Below are 22,726 nucleotides of genomic sequence, written 5' to 3'. Positions count from 1 at the left end.
CCTAGGGCACCCTAGCGCGAGAGGCGGCGGATGCCGAGCACGGCCGCGCCGATGGCGCCGCACAGCTGCGAGTCCTCGTGCGTGGCCACGGGGGCGCCCAGCACGTCCGAAAGCGCGCGGACCACGCCCTCGTTGTTGGCGACGCCGCCGGTCATGAGGTACGGCGGCTCGCCGCCCACGCGGCGCGCGAGCGCGGCCGTCTTGCGGGCGACGCTCACGTCCAGCCCGTGGATGATGTCTGGCGTGGGCGTGTCGTCTGCGATGAGCGAGACCACCTCTGACTCCGCGAACACGGTGCACATGCTGGAGATGGTGACGTCGTGCTTCCACTCGAGCCCCTGGCGCGACAGCTCCTCGATCGGCATCTGCAGCGTGCGGGCCATGGCCTCGAGGAAGCGCCCCGTGCCCGCGGCGCACTTGTCGTTCATCACGAAGTTCTGCACCGTGCCGTCCGCGTTGAGGTGGATGACCTTGGAGTCCTGCCCGCCGATGTCGATGACGGTGCGGGCCTCGGGCGCCAGGTGGTGCGCGCCGGCCGCGTGGCAGGTGATCTCTGTGATGGCGACGTCCATGTTGGGGATGGCGTCGCGGCCGTAGCCGGTGGCGACGCTGGTGGCAAGGTCGTCCGCGGTGATCCCGGCCTTCCGCAGCACGGCGTCGACTACGGCGGCCGCGCCGCGCGACGCCTTTGCGCCCGTCGCGCCTATGACGGAGGCGACGATGGTGCCGTCGAGCTCCATCACGACGGCGTCCGTGCTGGTGGATCCGGAGTCCACGCCGAGGACGTAGTGCTTGCTTGGCTCTTGCTGGGCCATGGGGGCCTCCTTCTGGGTAGTGGGTGCGGTGGCGTGGGGCGCGTCCTTCTCGCCCGCGGGGGTGGTGGGCGAGAAGGACGGGGCGTCGCGCCTTGCGGCGGCCGCGGCATCCGTGCGCAGGGTCTCGTCGAAGGCCTCGATACGGGTGCGGAGCTGGCCGGCGCTCTGGCGGGTGCCGTCGGTCTCGAGCTTGAGGACGGGCGTCGCGGCGTTGCCGGCGAGGTCCGCGTACTCGAAGCCGTAGTAGTCGCAGAACTTCATGGTGTGGTACACGATGCCGGCGTGGTCGCCGGAGGTGAGGCCGGAGCGGCCGCCGACCTCGTCCATGCGCATGCACGGCGTCTGGTCCAGAAGCGCGCCCGCGTACCACTCGACGAAGCGGTCGAACGTGGAGGCGTTGCGCCCCGTGCCCGCGATGTCCGACGTGGTGCAGCGGCCGCAGCCCGCGGACTCCGCGCGTGCGAGCTCGATGGGCGGCTGGGCGAGCACGCGCGCGCCCGTGCAGGTGTGGTTCACGACGGGAAGCGCGAGCTCGTGGTCGAGCTCGTCCAGAAGCGACTGAGGTGCGTGGGCGCCCACGAGCGCGACCGAGCCTGGCTTGGGCGCGGGCGGCACCTGGATGGCGGCGAGCGCGCGACCCACCTCGAAGCTGCGGCCGCTGAACTGGGCGTACGCGCGGGCGAGGTCGCGGAGCTGCGCCTGCAGCAGGCGGCGCTCCGCCGGCCCGGTGCGGTGGGGGAGGTCCACCATCCACAGGAAGTCGAGGCAGCCCTGGGCCTTGAGCACGTCGTACGCGCGGCGCATGACGTCGCAGCACGTGGTGAGCACCATCTGGTGCACGGACGGGTCGAGGCCGCACGCGAGCACGGACTTGCCATAGCCGCACAGGTTGCCGTGGGCCAGGCGCTCCGCCACCTCGAAGCTTTCCGGCTCCGCCATGACGAGGCGGGCGTCGGCCCCGAAGCCCGCGAGCAGCTCTATGGGCGCGTACTTGCAGCCATAGCAGACGACGTTGGTTTTCATGATCTTCTCCCCGACTGAAGCATCTCGAGGTAGGCCTGCACGCGCGTGGCCACCTGCCCCTCCGGCATGTTGCGGCGGGCGCAGCCGTCGCCGTCGAGCACGAGGGTGGGGAACCCCGCCTCCTCGAGCCCGGCCTTCATGAGCTGCGACGCGCCGAGGGTCTCCTTGCAGCCCCAGTGGCAGAACACGACGGCACCGTCCGCGTGGGTCTTTTGGGCAAGGTCCACCAGGCGCGCGACGCGGCGCTCCGCCGGGCCGTTGTAGCTGTTGTACACCAGGCGCTCGGCCATGGAGAGGTACGGCTCGTCCGCGCCGTGGCGCCAGCCGTCCGGGCGCCACTGGTCGAAGCACATCTCGCTCGCGACTATCTGCGCAAGGGGCGAGTGGTCAACCGCCTTCTGCAGCGGCACGCTGAAGTACGGCATGGAGTGGCACCACAGGAGGTTCAGGCCCGCAAACGGGCGCGTCTGGGAGGGGATTTCCGCCTGCACCAGGTCCATGAGGGCGTCCACCTGCGGCGTGCCCAAGAGCATGTGCATGGAGCACGAGCGCATCATCTCGACGGTCATGCTCGTCTGCATGGCACGGCCGCGGCGCAGGGGCAGGCTCTTCTCCATCACGTCGAGCGCGCGCAGGCTGCGGCCGACGCACGCGCGCAGGGCGTCCTCGTTGAGCCTGCGGCCAAACGCGTCCTGCGTTGCGGACGCGAGCTCGCGAAGCTCTTCCGCCACGTAGCGGACGGCGTCCTCGGATGGGTCGTACGGCACGTCCACGTACACGTGGGGCGCGTCCAGCCGCCGCGCAAGCCACTTGAACGTGAGGTTGTTGGCGTCGCAAGCGACGGAGCAGTTTGCGATGAGCCGGGGCGCCGCGATGACGCCGGCGGCCGTGGCCCCCACGAGCACCTTGTGGTAGCTGCAGTAGGACTCTGGTATGGAGCGCTCCTCCGCCGCGGTCACGAAGCCCTGCTCCGCCTGGGCGCCGCTGAAGAAGTCGCCGATGGCCTCCGCGATCACGGGGTAGAGCCCCATGGCGTGGAAGATCTCGCTCGGCATGAACATGGACGTGAGCACCATCTGGTTGGGATGCTCGAGGGCGCCGACCACGCCCTCGAGCGTCAGGCGGTTGTCAAGCCGGCCGGAGGGAAGGAGCTCGCGGTGTGGCAGCACGCGCGTGCGCAGGCGCTCCGCCTTGAACGCGGCCAAAAGCATCCTGCGGGCGCGCAGGGGGTTCTTCTCTATCTGGTCGTCCACCAGCTGGCCAAAGCGGCCTATGAGCTGGGCGCCGCGGGAGTCGTCCGGCATGGGCTACTCCCCGCCCTCGCCCGCGTCGTCCGCGGGCTGCGGGTCCATGAGGTCCACGACCTCGAAGTCGAGCCCGGACTCCGCCGCCTTCTGCCTGGGGCCAAACACGACGACTGCGTGGTCTGCCGCAAGCTGGCGCATGGACGGCGCAAGCGCGCGCACGTCGTCTGCCGTGACGGCAAGCTCCTGGGCGCGCACCTCGTCGCGCCACGTCGCGGGCCTGGCCGAGAAGAACTCGCCGTCCTGCCTGCGGGCGATCGAGTGGGACTTTGCGGGGGCGTCGTGGCTGGCGACGACGCTCACGACATAGCCGTCGAGCTCGTCTGCCGTGCCGGGCCAGCCGGCCATCCAGCTGGCAGCGCCCTCGTAGCGCCGAAGCGTGCCGACGATGCCCGGGTCGCGGAACGACCAGTACTGCTGCAGACCCGTGGTGGTGTGACGGAACCCCGTGCCGTACGCGCCGCCCTTGACGCGGACCTCGTTCCACAGGTAGTCGAAGCTCAGCATGCGCGAGGCGACGGTCCACGCGCCCACGGTGCCGCGGTCGAGGGCGGACGGCGCCGTGCCCTCCGCCACGAAGCACACGTTGGAGGGGATGGAGAAGAACAGGTTCCTGGGCCGCGGGTCTGGGATCAAGAGCCGCCGCGTCGCGGTTGCGTCCGGCGCGGGCTGAAGGCCGAGCGTGCCGGCCTCCTGCCAGAAGCGCTCGCAGTCCTCGCGCGGGCCCGTGAAGCTCACGTGCACGTTGTCCGCGCTGAACACCTTGCGCGCGATGCGCCCCAGGCGTTCGGAAAGCTCTGCCTTGCGCTCGTCCCAGTGGGCAAGGAGATCCTTGAGGAACAGGTAGTACTCCACGCCGCCCATGGCGTTCGTGGCGACGGACACCTTGGAATACAGGCCCGTGAGCTGCGCCATCGCGCTGGAGTGGCCGCTGTTCACGAAGCGCTGCGCCAGCAGGATGCGTCGCTGCGTCAGGATGGCGAGCATGCGGTCCGCGTCCGCGAAGCTCGTGCGCGACCACACCTCCGGCGCGATGGTCGCGAGTGCGGCCACGTTCTCGGAAAGCGCGCTCTCTGCCACCACGAGCTTGGGGTCCGCAAACGCAAGGTCGTCGTCGTGGCCGTACGTCTCTGCGAAGAAGTCCAGGTTGCCCAGGTTCGCCTCGATGAGCGTGTCGAGCTCGCTCGCCGTGTGGTCAGCCGTGTCGAGCTTGCCCAGCAGGTCCGTGAGCACGCCGACGTACGGAAGGTCAGCAAAGTCGAGCGCGCCGAGGTCGAAGTACAGGTACGCGTAGTCGATCCGGTGCGTGGGCAGGTCGTGGTACAGGCAGGGGAGAGGGGCGTCCATCCGCTGCAGCGGCGCGTCCGTGGGCGCGGGGCCGATGTCGGCCGTGGTGAGGCGCGGCAGCGTGGCCAGGGCCTCCGGGCTGTCCGGTGCCTCCTGCTCGCGGCGCAGCGCCTCGACCTCGCGCCCCACGGCCGCGAGGTCCTCTGGCGCCATGGCGCGCTGGCGGGCAAGGAGCTCGTCCTTCTCGGCCGTGTCCGCGCCCTGCGTCTTTGGCACCAGCTCGACCTCGCAGCTGTGGGGCGAGTCGCACACGAGCTCGCGCAGCAGGCGCTCGAAGTAGCCGCTGTCCAGGCCGGCGCGCATGTGGGCCATCTCGTCCTCGTAGCGCAGGTAGTCCACGGGGCGGGCGTCATCGTACAGCCAGCTGGACATCGCCTGCATGGACAGCGCCACGCCGTCCGCGTACGAGCCCCAGTCGCCCTCGCGCAGGTTGAACTCGCCCTGGGCAAGGGATGCCTCGAGCTTCGTGCGATCGATACCGTCTGCCGCGAGCCGTGCGCACGTGTCCTCCACCAGCTGGCGGAAGCGCGCCGCCACGCCGGGCTTTGCGCCCTTAAGCTGAAGCAGCACCTGCGGCTGCAGCTCGCCGTCCACGAGGGTCGCCGTGAAGTCGTCGCCGAGGTCCGCGTCGAGCACCGCGCGCTTGAGCGGCGCCTCGTTCGAGCCCGCGAGCGCGTCCAGCAGCACGTCCGTCGCGAGCACGCGCTCGCGGTCCGCCGCGCAGCCGATGACGTACGCAAGGCCCACGCTGGCGTTCTCCGGCGCGGTGGCCATGGTGACCTGCCTGAGCGGCGCGCGCACGGGCGCCTGCAGCGGCAGCGGGTTTGGCGCGCCGGCATGGCGGTCCGTCGCCGCGTCAAAGCGGCTGCCCACGAACTCGAGCATGTCCTCTATGTCAAGGTTGCCGTACAGGATGGTGTAGCTGTTCGCCAGGTTGTAGTGGCGCGCGTGCGTGTCGATGAACTCCTGGTACGAAAGCTCCGGAATGTGGCGCGGGTCTCCGCCGGACTCGAAGCGGTACGGCGTGTCCGGAAACAGGCTCTGGTTCACGGCCTCGAACAGCACCTCGTCCGGGTCGCTCAGGGCGCCCTTCATCTCGTTGAAGACGACGCCGTTGTACGCAAGGCGCACGTCGGGGTCTGCCGGGTCGGCCGGGTTTCCGTCCGCGTCCAGCAGCTCCAGGTGCCAGCCCTCCTGCTCGAAGATGCGCGGCCGCTGGTAGATGGCGGGGTGCAGCACCGCGTCCAGGTACACGTCCACCAGGTTCTTCAAGTCCGCGGCGTTCGTGGACGCCACGGGGTACATCGTCTTGTCCGGAAACGTCAGCGCGTTCAAGAACGTCTGCATGGACGTCTTCAGCAGGTTCACGAACGGCTCCTTCACCGGGAAGCGCTCGCTGCCGCACAGGACGGAGTGCTCCAGGATGTGGAACACGCCCGTGCTGTTGGCGGGCGGCGTCTTGAACGCTATGGAGAAGGACTTCTCGTTGTCGTCGACGGCGATCCACATGGCCCGGGCGCCCGTTGCGTCGTGGCGCATGACGTAGGCGGTGCCGGCAAGCTCGGGCAGCGGCAGCACGTCCGTTACGGTGAAGCCCGAGTGGCGCGTGCCGGGCGCCAGGCTGGGGTCGGCCTTGGTGTAGGGTGCCACGGCCCCGCTTCCGGGCGTGGCGGCGTTCTTCTCTTCTTGCGACATGGCATCTCCCGTTGTGTCAAATATCTAACGAGGTAACTCTACCCCTCTTCAGCGCGCCTGATGCCTGCGTTGGTGCTATCGTGCTGAAAGTCGCGTGCGCTTTGCGCGCGCACGGCGCCCGGCGCTTGCGCGGCGCGCGCGAATGCGTTTCCCTAGTGACAGGAGAGTTGTGGCACGGCACGGCATGGTCCCCTCTGGGCAGGTGGACGAGGACATACAGCAGGGCGGCGTCCGCGCGGTCGCGCGCAGGGCGCTCGGACGGGCGGCCTCCGCACGGTCGCGCGCGGGCGAGAAGGGCTCCGGCCTTGGCCGCGGCATCGCGCTTGCGCTCATGGGCGCCACGCTCTGGGGCGTCAACGGCACGCTGTCGAAGGTGCTCATGGGCCGCTACGGGGTGGACCCGCTGTGGTTTGCGTGCGTGAGGGAGCTCACGGCGTGCTGGCTGTTCCTGGGCATGGCCTTCGCCACGTCGCCCAACCGGCTGAGGGGCGTGCTGCACGATGGCCGGTCGCTCCTGTCCATCGCGGGCATCGCCATAGGGTCCATCCTGTTCTCGCAGGTGGCGTACCTCGAGGCGATCGACTGGACAAACTCCGCCACCGCCACCATCCTGCAGAGCCTGTGCACCGTGCTCGTGATGGCGTACGTGTGCGTCGTCAACAGGAGGGGCCCGCGCCGCAGGGAGGTCGCGGGGCTGGTGCTTGCCATCGCCGGCACGTACCTGGTGGCCACCGGCGGAAACCCCGCCGCGCTCGCGCTGCCGCCCCAGGGCCTGGCGTGGGGCCTTGGCTGCGCGCTCGCCGCGGCGATCCTGGCCATCCAGCCCATCAGGATGATTGCGCGCTGGGGCAACTTCGCCGTGAACGGCCTGGCGTTCCTCATGTCCGGCCTCGTGCTGAGCATCGCGTACCAGCCGTGGAACCACATGCCCGTGCTGGACGCGTTTGGCGTGCTGCTCCTTGCGGCGTCCGTCGTGTTCGGCACGTTTGGCGCGTACGCGCTCTACCTGCAGGGCGTGAAGGAGGTGGGGTCCGTCCGCGGCGCGATGCTCGGGACCATGGAGCCGGTCATGGCCACGGTCACGTCCGTCGCGTTCCTGGGGGCGCACTTTTCGCCCATGGACCTTCTGGGATTTGCCATGATCATCGTGATGGTGTTCCTCACGGCGTAGCGGCCCTGCCCATCGCGGGAAGCTCAACGCGGGCGCAACAGCCCGTAACAACGAAGGCCGGGCTCCCAACGGGGATCCCGGCCCTGCCCATGCGTGGCGTGCGTGCTGCGTGCTGCATCGCGCTAGATGCTGTTCATGTTGCTCAGCACCGCGGAGTACCAGAACTGCCAGTTGGGCGGGCAGTACTTCTTCGCGACGGAGACGCTCACGGTGTAGCCGTAGCCAGACGCGAGCCCCGCCACGTGGTCGCGGATGGCGGAGTCCCAGTCGCCCCAGCCAGAGCTGCCCCAGCCCCACGCGTTGTGCGGCTTGAAGCAGTACAGGCCCTTGCTCGACTCCACGTTCGCGATGGCGGGCGAGAAGCGCGGGTCGACGCCGTTGTCATACGCCGCCTCGGCAAACGTCTTGCCGTGCCCGGCCATGGGCGAGCCCGCGAGGTACGCGTCGATGCGACCCGACCACTTCTTCACGAACTCGTCGCGCGCAGACCACGTCACGGCGCCCGTGTTCGGGGTGCTCGGCGACGGGTTGTTCTGCTTCTGCGCGTCGGTGCTCGGGCTTGCGTTGCCGTCGCTCTTCTGCGGGGCCTGCGGGGTGGATATGGTCGCCGTGTTCCCGGACTCGGTCTTGAACGTGGTCTGGCCGTCCTTCTCGGCCTTTTCCGCGTCCTCCACGGCCTTCTGCGCCTCGGCCTTCTGCGCCGCAAGCTCCTTCGCGGCCCTCTGCTGCGCCTCCTTGCGCGCCGCGATGGCGTCGTTCATGGCGTCCTCGGCCTTCGCCTGCGCGGTCTGCGCCTCGGTCTTCTGCGCGGCGAGCTTGTCCTGCGTCTCCTGCGCCTGCTCGCGCGCCTCGACCAGGCGGTCGATCGCCTGGTAGTTCTTGCCCGCGATGATGTCCAGGTAGTTCATGGCGCTTATCAGGTCGTTGAAGTTCTCTGCGGACAGCAGCATGTCGATGAGGCCGTTGCTCGACTGCGAGAGCTTGTACGACGAGTTGATGGAGCTCGCGGCCTCGCGCTTCAGCTCCGGCATCTTCGCGTTCAGGTCGTCCAGCCTCTGCTGGTTCGCGTCGATGTCCGCCTGCACGTCCTTCAGGTGCCTCGTTGCGGCGTTGTAGTCCTTGCTGGTCTGCTCTACCTTCGCCTGCAGGTCAGAGGCCTCGTCCGCCTGTGCGGTCGCGGGAAGCGCGTTCGCCCCGACGCCAAACAGCAGCCCGGCAACCAGGACGGTCGCCGCAAGTCGCATCGGCCTTCGTGTCATGAATCCCCCAACTTTCGTCAGTCGTCGCGTCGCGTCATAACTGCTCTATTTTACCTAGACGGCGCGATTTACATGCTCCCTTCATAACCGCGTTCGGCAAGCGCCCCGTGGCGGACCCTCCGCGCCCCGTGCCATGTGCCAACGCCCCGCGTGCCGCATGCGCGCCCGCGGGGGAGAAGAGCGTCCCGCCCGGGTTGCACCCCAGACGGGACGAGTCTCAATCCATGTTCCTGCCGCCACCCGGGCCGCAGACGTCAGCTGCGGCCGTCGGCAACTCCATACGCTACTTCAGCACCAGCGTGTCGCACTTGGCGTTCCTGGTCAAAAACGTGCTGATCGATCCCAGCAGCGCGTACTTGATGGAGGAAAGCCCGCGCGCCCCGCAGATGATGAGGTCCGGCTCGATCACGTCAATCATGTCGTCCTTCAGCGTCTCGCGAATGCGCCCGGCCTTCACGATCACCTCGACCTTCTTGATGCTGTCGATGCCGCGCGCGGCCTCCACCTGGTCCTCTATGGAGTCGCGGAAGTCCTTCTCGAGGCTTGCCACCAGGTCAACGGGGTAGGTCCCGGCGGTCTCCAGCGCCGTGGAGTCGATCACGTGCCCAATGTAGAGCTCAGAGTTGTTGTTCGCCGCGACAATGATCGCGCGGTGCAGGACCTCGTCCTGCTGGTCCGTTCCGTCCAGCGCCACAAGAATCCTGTTGTAGCCCAGATCCTGATACTTGGTAACCATGAGGCACCTCCCGTGCTCTAAGACCTGTCAGCCCCGCGGGCGCCCGTGCGCGTCGGCGCGCGGCCCCCGCATGTGTCGAGTCTACCCATGACAGCCACGATCGTTCGCGCGCGCCCGCCGAGCGGCGCATGATTCTCTTGTGGCGTTGCGTCGCGCGCCCGTCCAAAACGTCATGATAGAGTCCGCTTCGGCCGCGCCGCCCCAGGGAAGGGCGCGTCCACGCAGCCGAGAAGGGCGCGGGCACGTCGCCGGGACGGGCCCGCCGTACGCGAGGGGAGATTGCGCTTGAACATCGTCGAACTTCTGAAGGCGGCCCTGTACGGGCTGGTCGAGGGCATCACGGAGTGGCTGCCCGTCTCGAGCACGGGCCACATGCTCCTGCTCAAGCAGTTCGTGACGCTGGACGTCACCAAGGACTTCTGGGACATGTTCCTCGTCGTCATCCAGCTCGGCGCCATCCTCGCCGTGTGCGTCATGTTCTTCGGCGCGCTGAACCCGTTCTCCAAGGCGAAGTCCACTCAGGAGCGCAAGGGAACCTGGAGGCTGTGGGGCCAGATCATCGTGGCGTGCCTGCCCGCGGCCGTCATCGGCATCCCGCTGGACGATTGGATGGAGGATCACCTCGGCAGCCCGTTCGTGATCGCGGCCGCTCTCGTCGCCTACGGCATCGCGTTCATCGCGATCGAGACCGCGCGCGAGCACAAGGCGGAGCGCATTGCGATCGAGAGGTCGTTCAAGGCCCGCCCGCAGCACTTCAAGCCCAACTCGCAGCCCATCGCGCCCAGCAAGGCCGCGCTGGCAGACGTCGACGCCCGCGTCCAGAGCATAGGCGAGCTCGGTTGGGGCACGGCCATCGGCATCGGCATCTTCCAGGTGCTGTCCATGGTGCCGGGCACCTCGCGCTCCGGCTCCACCATCATCGGCGGCCTTCTGCTCGGCTGCTCTCGCACCGTCGCGGCCGAGTTCACGTTCTACCTCGCGATTCCCGTCATGGTGGGCGCCTCGGGGCTCCGCCTCGTGAAGTTCTTCCTCAAGGGCAACGCGTTCACGTCCATGGAGCTCGCCATCCTCGGCGTCGGCTGCCTCGTCGCGTTCGTCGTCTCGATCCTGGTCATCAGGTTCCTCATGGGCTTCATCAAGAAGCACGACTTCAAGCCCTTCGGCTGGTACCGCATCATCCTCGGCGTCGCCGTCGTCGCGTACTTCCTCCTCGCCCGCTAGCACCAGGAGCGCCGTCCGCGCTCGCGGCCAGCGTCCGCACCGCTTCCCCAGGCCCGCGATTGGCAGCATCCCTGCCGTCGCGGGCCTTTCTCGTGCACAATTGATGCCAAAGATATAACAATTGATGCGCGACGTCCTTTCGCAGCGCAATGCTTTGTCAAATTGCATAGACAGAACCAAAGACAGCAACCTCGAACATTGCGTCAATGTTTCGCGCGCGTGTGAGAAAAACGTCCACTTTTTACGTTCAGATTTCTTAACGGGTCCATCGTCTGCGGTCATGGGATGAGGACATCATTGTCTACCTCGTACGACACGAATGGTTACGAGGGGGATGCAATGGGACCTCATAACATGTACTTTGGAATCCAAACCGGTCTATGCATGTGCGGACCGTTCTCCCCAGATGGGTTATATATCCAATAACTCCGAGCTCATTATTGATAGAAACGTTTCCAGAAAAAGTTAGACGGGGTACAGAAACCACTGGCCGAGAAACAAAATCCGCTTGGCGGGCCGTTTAGTACCGCTTGCCAGCTTTGTTCGCCGCGCCCTTGAAATCCTTTGCATTCACCCAACGGAAGCCTTGCAGCATCTTTGACCAACGCGTCCATTGGAAATTCCTATGTGGTCTGGAGGGTGAAGGCATGCAAGAGGCATCCGCTGTCAGCGTGGCTACGCAGAAGAAGAGGGAGCTCGACTCCAGCTTCTTCAAGAAGGGCATCATGGTCGCCCTTTTCTCGAGTCTTATGTACGGCTTCTACACCGCGTTCGTTACCGCGGGTCAGAACTCGCAGCTCTGGACCAGCTGGACCAGCGCGCTCAACCCGACCGCCTTCCTCGCGGTCTTCATCATCCCCACCGTCGCGAGCGCCATCAACGACTCTTGCAGCGCCATCTGGGCCCTCGCCATCACCGCGAAGCAGGGCAAGCTCGGCGACTTCGGTCGCACCATCAACACGAAGCCCGGCGTCATCCTGATGCTCTCCGCGCTCGTCGGCGGCCCCATCGCCACGGTTGCGTACATCATTGCCCTCTCCCAGGCCGGCACCATCGTCGTTCCCATCGCGGCGCTCAACCCCGCCATCGGATCCATCCTCTCCCGCATCCTGTACAAGCAGGAGCTCGGTCCCCGCAAGCTCGCCGGCATCGGAATCTGCGTCCTCGCGGGCCTCATGATCGGCACCGCGAGCCTCACGGGCGACTCCTCCTCCAACATGGTCCTCGGCCTCGCCCTCGCGTTCATCGCGGCGCTCGGCTGGGGTGCCGAGGGATGCATCGCCGGCTATGCCTCCTGCATGATTGACACCCAGATCGGCATCACCATCCGCCAGTGCGTCTCCGGCCTGGTCGAGCTTCTCGTCGTCCTGCCGGTCCTGTCCCTCGTCGGCGGCGTCTCCCTCGGGCAGTCCTTCGGGTACGTGGGCGCGGCGATCACCGACCTCCCCACCATCCTCTGCTTCGTCGTCGCCGGCTTCTCCGCCTACAAGTCGTTCGCCAGCTGGTATCGCGGCAACTCCATGTGCGGCACCGCCCTCGGCATGGCCTGCAACGGCACGTACACCTTCGTCGCGCCGCTCGTCACCTGGATCGTCGTCGGCCTGATCATGGGCATCCCCGGCTACGCGCTCCCGCCAATCGCCTGGATCGCCGCCCTCGTCATGATCTGCGGCATCGTCGTCATCGCGGTTGACCCCAAGGAGCTCTTCGGAAAGAAGGAGGAGGCATAATGCGCCCGCTCAACTACGTAATGCTCAAGTACTTCACGACGGTCGACGAGGCAAGCGTCGACGACGTGATGGAGAATCTCAAGGCCGACTACTCCACCTTCACGGCGTTCAACCGCGACAGGATGCAGGAGGCCCTCATGACCGCCGAGAAGAACGGGCTCATCAGCGAGACCCGCGTCGACCTCGACGACAACGGCGATCTTCGCGTGTTCTACGGCGCGGACGCCGAGCAGCGCGACACCATCAATTCCTACATCAAGTAAGGGGGTCCGTCATGCGCTACAGGGGAGAGGAGGCCATCGGCCTCATCGAGACCATCGGCATGGTCCCCGCAATCTACGCGGCCGACGCGATGCTGAAGGCAGGCGACACCGAGCTCGTCAGCTACGAGAACGTCGGCTCCACGCTCGTCACCATCATCGTCAAGGGCGACGTCGCGGCGTGCGAGGCCGCCGTCAAGGCCGGCAAGGAGGCCGCCTCCAGCATCGGCAAGCTCACTGCCGCGAACGTGATGAAGAGGCCCGTCCCGCCCATCGGTGATGTCGTCTCCGTCCACGACGTCGACTACAACTAGGAGGTTGGACTATGGCAAGTGAGGGCATGAACGCGCTTGGCGCCATCGAGACCTTTGGCCTCGTGTGGGTCCTCGAGGCCGGCGACGCCATGTGCAAGGCGGGCGACGTCGAGCTCATCGGCTACGAGAACACCGCCTCCGGCTACATCTCCATCCTCGTCCAGGGCGACGTCGCGGCATGCAAGGCCGCGGTCGAGGCCGGCGTGAAGGCGGTCGAGGCTCTTGGCGCCGAGGTCTACAGCTCCGTCGTCATCGCAAGGCCTCACCCCGATCTCAAGAAGATCACCGACAAGTACACCGTCGAGAAGCTCCTGCCCTACTAGGGAGGTGTCGAATGTCTCTCATCGATAACGACCTTCTCTCGATTCAGGAGGCGCGCATTCTCCTGGAGCATGCGGCCGAGTCCGCGGAGGTCCTCGAGGGGCTGCCGGCATCGCTGGTCGACGACTTCCTGACACACCTGCGCGAGCGAATCCTGCCCAAGGCGCGCGAGTACGCTGAGGCGTCCTTTGCGGAGAGCGACTACTGCTCGCCCGAGGACGAGTCCGAGCTCACGAAGTGGGTCCTCGGAGACCTGTTGGACGACGTGCGCGCGCAGACCCCGGTGCAGAAGATCATCCGCTCGCGCAACGGCTCCGCGGAGGTGTGCCTGCCCAAGGGCGTGGTCGTGTCGCTGCTTCCGGACTGGCTCGCGGTTCCCACGATGCTCAGCCAGCTGTTCATGGCGGTGCACTCCAAGAGCCCGATCGTCTTCTCGGCAAGCGCCCGCATCCACGCGACGTGCGAGAAGGTCATGGGCGACGTGCTGCAGGTCGCGGAGTTCTGCCACTATCCCACGGAGGCGCTCGGCTTCCTCTCGATCTTCTGCCCCGAGGGCGAGGAGTGGGTCTGCTCGCAGCCGTGCGTCCGCGTGGTCATCGACTCCCGCGAGGAGTCGAACGCCCACGACTTCGACGCCGCCGGCAGGGACGTGTACCACGCGACGCTGGGGAACAACCCTGTCTTCGTGGAGTCGACCGCGGACCTCGCGGCGTGCGCGGACGAGGTCGTGCTCGGTAAGTCGTTCTGCTACGGGATGCTTCCCGGCGCGGAGCAGAGCGTCGTCGTGGAGCGCGCCGTGGACGAGCGCTTCCAGGAGGAGCTTCGCCGGCGCGGGTGCTACTTTCTCACGGACGAGCAGGCGGACCGCCTCGTCGGAACGTTGTTCATGCCGGACGGCACCCCGTACAGGGAGCTCATCGCGAAGAGCGCTTTCGACCTGGCCAGGCGCGCCGACATCACGGTGCCCGAGAGCACGAGGGTGCTCGTCGTCGAGAAGCCGTACGTGAGCGAGTACAGCTTCTTCTCGAAGGCGAAGTTTGGGCCCGTCCTCTCGTACTACGTGGAGGACAGCTGGCGCACGGCGTGCGAGAAGTGCATAGAGCTGATCCTCAATAGCGGCCACGGCAACGCGCTCTCGATCTTCTCGAAAGACCCCGAGGTCATCCGCCAGTTCATCCTGAAGAAGCCCGTCGGCAGGGTCCTCGTGAACGTCAGCACCGGGCTTGGCTGCATAGGCTGCCACAGCGACCTTCCGAAGACGCTCACGGTCACCGGATGGGACTGCGCCACCACGTCCGAGCTCGGGGTCACCTACGGGGACTTCGTGCGCCGCAGGCAGGTGGGAATCGGGGAGGGTCCCGACGCACGGGGCCTGCTCGACAAGGCGAGCTCGTGCGACCACACGCCGGTCGCGGTGAGGGTTCGGGTTCCGGACTCCGGGGACGGCGAGAAGAGCCGCCCTGCGGGGCCGAGGGATACAGGCAAGGAGCCGGGGGACTGGTTCTCCGGCGTAGTACAGGCAATCCGTAACGATTCCGAAGAGGAGTGAGAATGGACATCAAGGAGTTTGCGAAGGAGCTGTCCGAGGCGACGAAGGACATGTCCGACGAGCAGCGCGCTACCGTCCGCAAGATGTTCGAGAAGGTGGCGGACCAGCTCGACGCGCCCGTCGCCTCCACCCACGCGCAGACGGGCGACGAGCCCTACGACGTGCCCGACGGCCCCACCGACCGTCAGGTCCGCCTGAAGGAGAACTTCCTCAAGCAGGTGCCGACGATCACCATGTTCCGCGCCCGCGCGGTCACCGAGCTCACGAAGGCCAACCCCGGCATGCCGAAGATCGAGCTTCGTGCCAAGGCGTTCCGTCGCTGCTGCGAGACCGCCCCGCTCGTCATCCAGGACGACGAGCTCGTAGTCGGTGCGCCGTGCGGCGCGCCTCGCGCCGGCGCGTTCTCGCCCGACCTGGCATGGCGCTGGCTCCGCGACGAGCTCGACACCATCGGAGAGCGTCCCCAGGACCCGTTCTACATCTCCGAGGAGGACAAGCAGTACTGCCGCGACGTGCTGTTCCCGTTCTGGGAGGGCAAGTCCCAGGACGAGATCTGCGAGGACCAGTACCGCGAGGCCGGCGTCTGGGAGCTCTCCGGCGAGTCCTTCGTCTCCGACTGCTCCTACCACGCCATGTCCGGCGGCGGTGACTCCAACCCCGGCTACGACGTCATCCTCATGAACAAGGGCATGCTCGACATCCAGGCCGAGGCGAAGCAGCACCTCGCCCAGCTCGACTATGCCAACCCCGACGACCTCGACAAGATCTACTTCTACAAGAGCGTTATCGACACCACCGAGGGCGTCATGATCTACGCGAAGCGCATGAGCGACTACGCGGCGAAGCTCGCCTCCGAGTGCCACGACGCGAAGCGCAAGCACGAGCTCGAGCAGATCTCCACGATCCTCTCGCACGTTCCCGCCCACAAGCCCAGCACCTTCTGGGAGGCCGTCCAGTCCGTCTTCGTCATCGAGAGCCTGCTCCCGGTGGAGGAGAACCAGACCGGCATGTCGCTCGGCCGCGTCGACCAGTACATGTACCCGTTCTACAAGGCCGACATCGAGGCCGGTCGCATCACGCCGTACCAGGCGTTCGACATCGCGGGCTGCATGCTCATCAAGATGTCCGAGATGATGTGGGTCACCTCCCGCGGCCAGTCCGAGTTCTTCGCCGGCTACCAGCCCTTCGTCAACATGACCCTCGGCGGGGTCACGCGCCAAGGCCACGACGCGACGAACGAGCTGACCTACCTCCTGATGGACGCCGTCCGTCACGTCAAGGTGTACCAGCCCTCCATCGCGTGCCGCATCAACAACAAGTCGCCCGAGAAGTACATGCGCAAGATCGTGGACATCGTCCGCTCCGGCATGGGCTTCCCCGCGTGCCACTTCGACGACACCCACATCAAGATGATGCTCGCCAAGGGCGTCAGCGTCGAGGACGCGCGCGACTACTGCATGATGGGCTGCGTCGAGCCGCAGAAGTCCGGCCGCCTGTACCAGTGGACCTCCACGTCCTACACGCAGTGGCCCATCTGCATCGAGCTCACCCTCAACCACGGCATCCCCCTGTGGTACGGCAAGCAGGTCACTCCCGACCTGGGCGACCCGGCGCAGTACCACACCTACGAGGAGTTCGACGCCGCCGTCAAGAAGACCATCTACTACGTCACCAAGTGGACTGACGTCGCGACGGTCATCTCCCAGCGCGTCGCCCGCGACGTCGCCCCGAAGCCCCTCATGTCCATCATGTACGAGGGCTGCATGGAGCACGGCAAGGACGTCTCGGCCGGTGGCGCCATGTACAACTACGGCCCCGGCGTTGTCTGGACCGGCCTCGCAACCTATGCGGACTCCATGGCCGCCATCAAGAAGCTTGTCTTCGACGAGCACAAGTACACGCTCACCCAGATGTTCGAGGCCATGAAGGCCGACTTCGAGGGCTACGACCAGCTGCGCAAGGACTGCCTCGACGCCCCGAAGTACGGAAACGACGACGACTACGCGGACGATATTGCTGCCGACATCATCGACTACACCGAGCACATCCACCTGGACTTCAAGACGCTGTACTCCCACATGTCCACCGGCACGCTCTCCATCTCCAACAACACCCCGTTCGGCGAGATGACCGGCGCCACCGCGAACGGCCGCAAGGCCTGGACGCCGCTGTCCGACGGCATCAGCCCCACCCAGGGCGCGGACTTCCGTGGCCCCACCGCCATCATCAAGTCCGTCTCGAAGCTCTCGAACGACTCGATGAACATCGGCATGGTTCACAACTTCAAGCTCATGAGCGGCCTGCTCGACACGCCCGAGGGCGAGAACGGCCTCATCACCCTGCTGCGCACCGCCTCGATGTTCGGCAACGGCGAGATGCAGTTCAACTACCTCGACAACAAGACGCTCATCGACGCCCAGAAGCACCCGGAGAACCACCGCGACCTCGTTGTCCGCGTCGCAGGCTACTCGGCGTTCTTCAACGAGCTGTGCAAGGACGTCCAGGACGAGATCATCAGCCGCACCATGCTCAACAAGTTCTAGACGAGAAGAACCGCAATCGGAAGACCAAGGGGGTGCCACGCCGTGGCACGTGGAAAGAAGGGAGAGGCTGCAATGAGCCGCGAGCAGAGTGGTGTTGAGCGCAAGGCGCGCATCTTCAACCTTCAGAAGTACAACATGTACGACGGCCCCGGCGTGCGCTCCATGGCCTTCCTCAAGGGCTGCCCCCTCCGCTGTAAGTGGTGCTCGAACCCCGAGAGCCAGCTTCGCGGGCACGAGGTCATGTTCAAGCGCGCCAACTGCGTCGACTGCGGCGCGTGCGTCGCGGCATGCCCCGTGGGCGTCCACAAGATGGCGGACGGGAGGCACGTCGTCGACCGCGACGTCCAGTGCATCGGGTGCCGCAGGTGCGAGAAGGCCTGCATGTACCATGCGCTGGAGGTCATGGGGGAGGACCGCTCCATCGACGACATCATGGACTTCCTGGACGAGGACGCCGACTTCTACCGCATGTCCGGAGGCGGCATCACGCTCTCCGGGGGAGAAGTGCTCGCGCAGCCGGAGGCGACCCTCTCCATCCTGATGGCGGCGAAGGCCCATGGCTACCACACGGCCATCGAGACCTGCGGGTACGCGCCGACCCCCACCATCATGAGGATCGCGCAGTACGTAGACCTGTTCCTGTTCGACATCAAGCAGATGGACCCCGTGAAGCACAAGTACTGGACGGGCGTGAACAACGAGCAGATCCTGTGCAACGTCAAGGAGCTCCTGGAGAACGGCTACAACGTGCGCGTCCGCATGCCCCTGCTCAAGGGCGTGAACGACTCCAAGGAAGAGATCGACGCGGTTATCGCGTACTTCAAGCCGTATCGCTACCAGAAGAACTTCGACGGCGTCGACCTGCTTCCCTACCACAAGCTTGGCGTCGGCAAGTACGCATCGCTCGGCCGCGACTACGAGATCAAGGACGACCCGTCGCTCGGCGACGACGACCTCAACAGGATCGAGGGTTGGATCAAGGACGCCGACTTCAAGGTGAGCCTGGTCAGGCACTAGAAGACGATGCGCCACCCGCATCCGTGGGACACGAGAGACTGAGAGGAGGATGAAATGCACTACGTCACCGAGGACGAGCTCCGCGAGGCATACGGGGCGCGCCCATTCGAGAAGTACGAGCTTCCCGAGTGTGCTCGCCTCACGCCAAGCGCAAGGCAGTTCCTGATTGACTTCAGGATCGAGTTCGAGGACGACGAGCAGGGGCCGAGGCCCCGCGGCGACAAGCGTGGCGCCCATGGTCGCCCGCATCGCGAGCCGGCGGCGGACCTGGGCGCGCTCGTATTCGACGCGAACCTCCTTGGCGCACGCCTGAGGCTGCTCGCCCGCAGGGCGCTTGGCGTCGACAACACCGTCGCGCGCCGCACCGAAAGGGTCGGTCGCAAGTGGCAAGAGGCGCGCCACGCGTCAGACCTCGTTGCGGACGACGGGCATGCCGACCAAGGCGGACCTCCGCCGGGACCGGCGCCCATCCCGACGTTCGACGCGGGCATACATCCGATCTTCTTCGAGATGGCATGCGTGCATGCGCAGATAGGTCGGTACGCCCGCTCCTGGGCGAGGGCGAAGGAGGGCCTGGGACCCGACGAGGCGAGAATCGCCGCGGCGTGGGTCGGCGAGGCGACGACGGTGTGCGAGCTGCTCGAAGAGGCAATCGGCAATGCGGAAGAGGAGGTGTAGAGGATGGTCGATCTCAAGAAGGCGAACGACAGGCTCGAGGAGCTCCTGGACTGCGTGGACCATCCCAGGAAGGTAAGGGAGGGGCAGCGGCTCTACTGCGGCCTCGACCTGGGCACGGCCTTCATCGTCCTCGTCGTCCTGGACGAGGACGGAAACCCCGTCGACTGCAAGTACCAGTTCGCCAGCGTCGTGAAGGACGGCATGGTCGTCGACTACGTGGGCGCCTGCGACATCGCGAGACGCCTGAAGGAGCAGGTTGAGGGCGAGCTGGGCGTCGAGCTCGAAGAGTGTGCGGTCGCGATCCCGCCCGAGACCGAGGCGCTCGACGGCGGCGTGGTGAAGAACGTGGCCGAGAGCACGGGCCTGGAGTGCACCGCGGTCTTCGACGAGCCCACGGCCGCGAACCTCCTCATCGGCACCACCGACGGCGCGGTCGTCGACATCGGTGGCGGCACAACCGGCATCTCCGTCTTCAAGGACGGCAAGGTCGTGGAGTGCATCGACGAGTCGACCGGAGGGACGCACTTCTCGCTCGTACTTGCCGGCGCGAAGGGGATGACGTTCGACGACGCGGAGGTCTACAAGCGCAACCCCGAACATCACCGGGAGGTGCTCCCCATCGTGTCGCCGACGATCGACAAGGTGACCACGATCATCGAGCGCGCGTGCCGGAACTACGACGTTCCGGAGGTCATCCTGGTCGGCGGAACGGCCGAGCTCACGGGCATCGAGGACAGGGTGCAGAAGCGCCTGGGCATCGAGGTCCACAAGCCGAGCCACCCCATGTTCGTGACGCCGATGGGCATCGCGCTCGGGTGCGTCAAGAAGGCGAGGGAGCGCGACGATGCTTGACGTGAAGGTCATCAAGGCGCCCGCGCCCGGGACCATGCAGATCATCAGGCAGCGAAGCGGCGCCCGCTGGGGCGAGGACTTCAGGCCGGCGGCGGTCGGGCTCGTCCAGGGCAAGCTGATCGAGATGGTGGTCGCGAGCGACATCGCCGAGAAGACCGCGGGGGTCGTCGTGACCGACGTGAGAGGGTCCTGCCCACAGAACATGGTGATGCTCGCCATAGCTGGGGAGACGGCAGAGGTGATGGAGTGCCTCCGAAAGATCCAGGACGGAAAGGACGCGTCCCATGATTGTCGGTAGGCTCATCGGCTCGATCTGGGCCACTCGCAAGTACGACGAGCTGAGTGGGATGAAGCTCATGCGCGTGGAGGTCATCGCGGGCGACGAGGCGGGAAAGCAGCTCATCTGCGTCGACACCATAAGCGCCGGGGTGGGGGACCGGGTGATCGTGACCACGGGGTCTTCCGCATACCACTTCGTGAAGGACGAGTTCCAGAAGAACGCCCCGGTAGACGCGGTGATCGTAGGAATCATAGACGAAGACGTGAATCTGTAAGGAAAGGAGGACGACATGAAGAGACTTGTAAGCGCGAAGGACGTCGTCGCGGCGGCGGCACGACACGAGGACATCTACGTGGACGAGAACACCATCGTGACCGCCCAGGCGAAGGACGTCGCGCGGGAGAAGGGCGTACGCATCACGTGCGGCCCGAAGCCCGAGGAGCCCGCGGCCAAGGAGCACGCGGCATGCGAGAAGGGCGCGGCTGACCACGCCGCGGTCGAGTGCCACAAGGTCGACCTCACCCACGAGGGCAAGGGCGCCGAGCCCGCCCTGACCGCAGCCGAGCTCGAGCATCTTATAGCCGCCGCGTTCGAGAAGGGCATCTGGACGAAGGACGACATCGAGACGCTCCTTGGGAAGAAGGAGTCGGCCATCGACCCGAACGTCGTTCCGGTGGGGGTGTCCGGCCGCCACATCCACCTGTCCCAGCACGACCTCGAGGCGCTGTTTGGCAAGGGCTACGAGCTGACGAAGCTCAAGGACCTGAGCCAGCCCGGCCAGTTCGCGGCAAAGGAGTGCGTCACCCTCGCCGGTCCGAAGGGCGTCATCCAGAAGGTGCGCGTGCTTGGGCCCGTTCGCTCCCAGACCCAGGTGGAGGTGCTCGCGGGCGACACGTTCAAGCTGGGCGTCCCGCAGGAGATCCGCCTTTCGGGACACCTTGAGGGAACCCCGGGCATCACCGTCATCGGCCCGAAGGGGACGGTCGTCCTTCCCGAGGGCGTCATGGTGGCTGCCCGTCACATCCACATGAGCCCGTCGCAGGCCGCGGAGCGCGGCTTCCACGACGGTCAGGTCGTGTCGCTCAAGATCTGCGGCGAGCGTGGCGGCATGCTCGACAACGTGATCGTGCGCGTCACCGAGACCGGAAACCTCGACTGTCACATAGACACGGAAGAGGCGAACGCGTTTCACCTCAAGACGGGCTCAAAGGTCCAGGTAGTTAGATAGCAAGAACAGCCAGGTAGCAAGTACAGCCAGCAGGCAAGTCGACCCAGGGAGGAACAAGCATGGCAAGCACCACTGAGGCTCTCGGCATGATCGAGACCAAGGGCATGATCGGATCCGTCGAGGCGGCGGACGCGATGGTGAAGGCGGCAAACGTCCGCCTCATCGGCAAGGAGCGCGTCGGCGGCGGCCTCGTCACCGTCTTCGTGCGCGGCGACGTGGGCGCCGTCAAGGCCGCGACCGACGCGGGCGCCGCAGCCGCGCAGCGCGTGGGCGAGCTGCTGAGCGTCCACGTGATCCCGCGTCCGGACGGAATGGTGGAGTCCATCCTGCCGCACGCCGCGGAGTAGCGAGCGCGCCCTACCAGACACGAAGAGGCGGGCCAGAGGACCCGCGCATCCCAGGGAGGAAGCAACATGGCAAGCATGACTGAGGCACTCGGCATGATCGAGACCAAGGGCCTGATCGGCTCCGTCGAGGCGGCGGACGCGATGGTGAAGGCCGCGAACGTGAAGCTCGTGGGCAAGGAGCTCGTGGGCGGCGGCCTGGTGACCGTCTTCGTCCGCGGCGACGTGGGCGCCGTGAAGGCCGCGACCGACGCGGGCGCCGCAGCCGCGCAGCGCGTGGGCGAGCTCCTGAGCGTCCACGTGATCCCGCGCCCGGACGGAATGGTGGAGTCCATCCTGCCGCACGCCGCGGAGTAGGCGCATGGCGGCGAAGAAGTCGGGGCAGGAGGGGGAGGGCGCCACGACGCCGACCCCCGGCACCACTCGCGGCCAGGCCAAGGCCGTCGAAGGCGCCAAGGCTTCCGCAGCGACCGGGGCCGCAAAGGCCCCGGCCCCGGCCGGAGGCGAGAAGGGCGTTGCGGGCCACATGAAGGCCGTTGCCAAGAGGCCGGGCCCAACTCGTCCCGCCGCGTCGCGAAAGGCGGGGGCCGCGCGCTCCGAGGCCCCGAAGGACTCCGCGGAGAGTTCCGCGGAGGCCACCGAGAAGACAGAGACGGCGTCCGAGGAAAAGCACCTCGGCGCACCAAAGGAAAAGGCCGAGCCCAAGAAGGCCGCGCCTGCCATGAACAAGGAGGTAACTGCGATGTCGAACACCGTTGAGGCACTCGGCATGATCGAGACCAAGGGCCTGATCGGCTCCGTCGAGGCGGCGGACGCGATGGTGAAGGCCGCGAACGTGAAGCTCGTGGGCAAGGAGCTCGTGGGCGGCGGCCTGGTGACCGTCTTCGTCCGCGGCGACGTGGGCGCCGTGAAGGCCGCGACCGACGCGGGCGCCGCAGCCGCGCAGCGCGTGGGCGAGCTCCTGAGCGTCCACGTGATCCCGCGCCCGGACGGAATGGTGGAGTCCATCCTGCCGCACGCCGAGTAGCGAGGCGCAGCA

22 protein-coding genes are annotated in these 22,726 nt (G+C 66.6%); 17 read left to right on the top strand and 5 right to left on the bottom strand.

Going from position 1 to position 22,726, the window contains the following annotated elements; genetic code table 11:
- Nucleotides 1-11 precede the first annotated feature (11 nt).
- Genes ACTQWE_RS05645 through ACTQWE_RS05635 form a run of 3 tightly spaced genes read right to left on the bottom strand, consistent with a single transcriptional unit; the run spans nucleotide 12 to nucleotide 6,184 of the window.
- Nucleotides 12-1,838, bottom strand: a complete 1,827-nt coding sequence (locus tag ACTQWE_RS05645) for an acyl-CoA dehydratase activase (protein ID WP_441856418.1) — start codon at nucleotides 1,836-1,838, stop codon at nucleotides 12-14.
- Nucleotides 1,835-3,142, bottom strand: a complete 1,308-nt coding sequence (locus tag ACTQWE_RS05640; RefSeq protein ID WP_441921407.1) for a 2-hydroxyacyl-CoA dehydratase subunit D — start codon at nucleotides 3,140-3,142, stop codon at nucleotides 1,835-1,837. Before ACTQWE_RS05640 ends, ACTQWE_RS05645 begins: the two co-directional genes overlap by 4 nt.
- Before the next feature lie 3 nt (nucleotides 3,143-3,145).
- The gene (locus tag ACTQWE_RS05635) at nucleotides 3,146-6,184 is read right to left on the bottom strand and encodes an insulinase family protein (RefSeq protein WP_441921405.1); all 3,039 of its coding nucleotides are present in this window, start codon (nucleotides 6,182-6,184) and stop codon (nucleotides 3,146-3,148) included.
- 169 nt (nucleotides 6,185-6,353) lie between these two features.
- On the opposite strand from ACTQWE_RS05635, the gene ACTQWE_RS05630 reads away from it, so the two are divergent.
- A complete protein-coding gene (locus ACTQWE_RS05630) occupies nucleotides 6,354-7,355 on the top strand; it encodes a DMT family transporter (protein ID WP_441856413.1) in 1,002 nt (333 codons plus the stop codon).
- A gap of 122 nt (nucleotides 7,356-7,477) precedes the next feature.
- Here ACTQWE_RS05630 and ACTQWE_RS05625 read toward each other — a convergent pair whose 3' ends face one another.
- Both ACTQWE_RS05625 and ACTQWE_RS05620 read right to left on the bottom strand, forming a co-directional pair.
- Nucleotides 7,478-8,614 (bottom strand): coiled-coil domain-containing protein, encoded by a 1,137-nt coding sequence (locus tag ACTQWE_RS05625; RefSeq protein WP_441856411.1) that lies wholly within the window; start codon nucleotides 8,612-8,614, stop codon nucleotides 7,478-7,480.
- A 283-nt stretch (nucleotides 8,615-8,897) separates the two neighbouring features.
- Nucleotides 8,898-9,350 carry a universal stress protein gene (locus tag ACTQWE_RS05620; protein ID WP_373576180.1) on the bottom strand — a complete coding sequence of 151 codons (453 nt, stop codon included), beginning with the start codon at nucleotides 9,348-9,350 and terminating at the stop codon, nucleotides 8,898-8,900.
- 285 nt (nucleotides 9,351-9,635) lie between these two features.
- Between ACTQWE_RS05620 and ACTQWE_RS05615 the strand changes: the two genes are divergently transcribed.
- The 16 genes from ACTQWE_RS05615 to ACTQWE_RS05540 all read left to right on the top strand — a co-directional run bounded on the left by ACTQWE_RS05615 (nucleotide 9,636) and on the right by ACTQWE_RS05540 (nucleotide 22,714).
- Entirely contained in the window at nucleotides 9,636-10,571 is a 936-nt protein-coding gene (locus tag ACTQWE_RS05615; protein ID WP_441856409.1) for an undecaprenyl-diphosphate phosphatase, read from the top strand.
- A gap of 647 nt (nucleotides 10,572-11,218) precedes the next feature.
- Nucleotides 11,219-12,301, top strand: a complete 1,083-nt coding sequence (locus ACTQWE_RS05610; RefSeq protein ID WP_441856408.1) for a hypothetical protein — start codon at nucleotides 11,219-11,221, stop codon at nucleotides 12,299-12,301.
- On the top strand, nucleotides 12,301-12,564 hold the full coding sequence (locus ACTQWE_RS05605; RefSeq protein WP_441856407.1) for a hypothetical protein: 264 nt from the start codon (nucleotides 12,301-12,303) through the stop codon (nucleotides 12,562-12,564). The genes ACTQWE_RS05610 and ACTQWE_RS05605 overlap by 1 nt, the downstream gene beginning before the upstream one ends.
- A gap of 11 nt (nucleotides 12,565-12,575) precedes the next feature.
- Nucleotides 12,576-12,875, top strand: coding sequence for a BMC domain-containing protein (locus tag ACTQWE_RS05600; RefSeq protein WP_090847160.1), 300 nt, complete (start codon nucleotides 12,576-12,578; stop codon nucleotides 12,873-12,875).
- A gap of 11 nt (nucleotides 12,876-12,886) precedes the next feature.
- Nucleotides 12,887-13,198 carry a BMC domain-containing protein gene (locus ACTQWE_RS05595; protein WP_090847162.1) on the top strand — a complete coding sequence of 104 codons (312 nt, stop codon included), beginning with the start codon at nucleotides 12,887-12,889 and terminating at the stop codon, nucleotides 13,196-13,198.
- A gap of 11 nt (nucleotides 13,199-13,209) precedes the next feature.
- Nucleotides 13,210-14,745: an aldehyde dehydrogenase gene (locus ACTQWE_RS05590; RefSeq protein WP_441856405.1), complete on the top strand. Its 1,536-nt coding sequence runs from the start codon at nucleotides 13,210-13,212 to the stop codon at nucleotides 14,743-14,745.
- A 2-nt stretch (nucleotides 14,746-14,747) separates the two neighbouring features.
- The gene (cutC, locus tag ACTQWE_RS05585; RefSeq protein ID WP_441856403.1) at nucleotides 14,748-17,288 is read left to right on the top strand and encodes a choline trimethylamine-lyase; all 2,541 of its coding nucleotides are present in this window, start codon (nucleotides 14,748-14,750) and stop codon (nucleotides 17,286-17,288) included.
- Nucleotides 17,289-17,360: 72 nt separating this feature from the next.
- Entirely contained in the window at nucleotides 17,361-18,305 is a 945-nt protein-coding gene (cutD, locus tag ACTQWE_RS05580; protein WP_441921403.1) for a choline TMA-lyase-activating enzyme, read from the top strand.
- 54 nt (nucleotides 18,306-18,359) lie between these two features.
- The gene (locus ACTQWE_RS05575) at nucleotides 18,360-18,983 is read left to right on the top strand and encodes a hypothetical protein (RefSeq protein ID WP_441856400.1); all 624 of its coding nucleotides are present in this window, start codon (nucleotides 18,360-18,362) and stop codon (nucleotides 18,981-18,983) included.
- 3 nt (nucleotides 18,984-18,986) lie between these two features.
- Nucleotides 18,987-19,835 carry an ethanolamine utilization protein EutJ gene (gene eutJ / locus ACTQWE_RS05570; protein ID WP_441856398.1) on the top strand — a complete coding sequence of 283 codons (849 nt, stop codon included), beginning with the start codon at nucleotides 18,987-18,989 and terminating at the stop codon, nucleotides 19,833-19,835.
- A complete protein-coding gene (locus ACTQWE_RS05565) occupies nucleotides 19,828-20,133 on the top strand; it encodes a BMC domain protein (protein WP_090847175.1) in 306 nt (101 codons plus the stop codon). The genes eutJ and ACTQWE_RS05565 overlap by 8 nt, the downstream gene beginning before the upstream one ends.
- On the top strand, nucleotides 20,120-20,389 hold the full coding sequence (locus ACTQWE_RS05560) for a EutN/CcmL family microcompartment protein (protein WP_373578380.1): 270 nt from the start codon (nucleotides 20,120-20,122) through the stop codon (nucleotides 20,387-20,389). The genes ACTQWE_RS05565 and ACTQWE_RS05560 overlap by 14 nt, the downstream gene beginning before the upstream one ends.
- A gap of 15 nt (nucleotides 20,390-20,404) precedes the next feature.
- Complete coding sequence (gene pduL / locus ACTQWE_RS05555) at nucleotides 20,405-21,343, top strand: phosphate propanoyltransferase (RefSeq protein WP_441856396.1); 939 nt, start codon at nucleotides 20,405-20,407, stop codon at nucleotides 21,341-21,343.
- Nucleotides 21,344-21,402: 59 nt separating this feature from the next.
- Nucleotides 21,403-21,690 carry a BMC domain-containing protein gene (locus ACTQWE_RS05550; protein WP_090861210.1) on the top strand — a complete coding sequence of 96 codons (288 nt, stop codon included), beginning with the start codon at nucleotides 21,403-21,405 and terminating at the stop codon, nucleotides 21,688-21,690.
- A gap of 66 nt (nucleotides 21,691-21,756) precedes the next feature.
- Nucleotides 21,757-22,044: a BMC domain-containing protein gene (locus ACTQWE_RS05545; RefSeq protein ID WP_090861211.1), complete on the top strand. Its 288-nt coding sequence runs from the start codon at nucleotides 21,757-21,759 to the stop codon at nucleotides 22,042-22,044.
- A gap of 385 nt (nucleotides 22,045-22,429) precedes the next feature.
- The gene (locus ACTQWE_RS05540) at nucleotides 22,430-22,714 is read left to right on the top strand and encodes a BMC domain-containing protein (protein ID WP_154540476.1); all 285 of its coding nucleotides are present in this window, start codon (nucleotides 22,430-22,432) and stop codon (nucleotides 22,712-22,714) included.
- Nucleotides 22,715-22,726 lie beyond the last annotated feature (12 nt).

Origin of the sequence: Parafannyhessea sp. LCP19S3_B1 (assembly GCF_052121955.1) — a bacterium.
Classification (GTDB): Bacteria; Actinomycetota; Coriobacteriia; order Coriobacteriales; family Atopobiaceae; genus Parafannyhessea.
The sequence above is the reverse complement of the archived record's forward strand: the minus strand, read 5'-3'. Positions and strand labels throughout refer to the sequence as shown.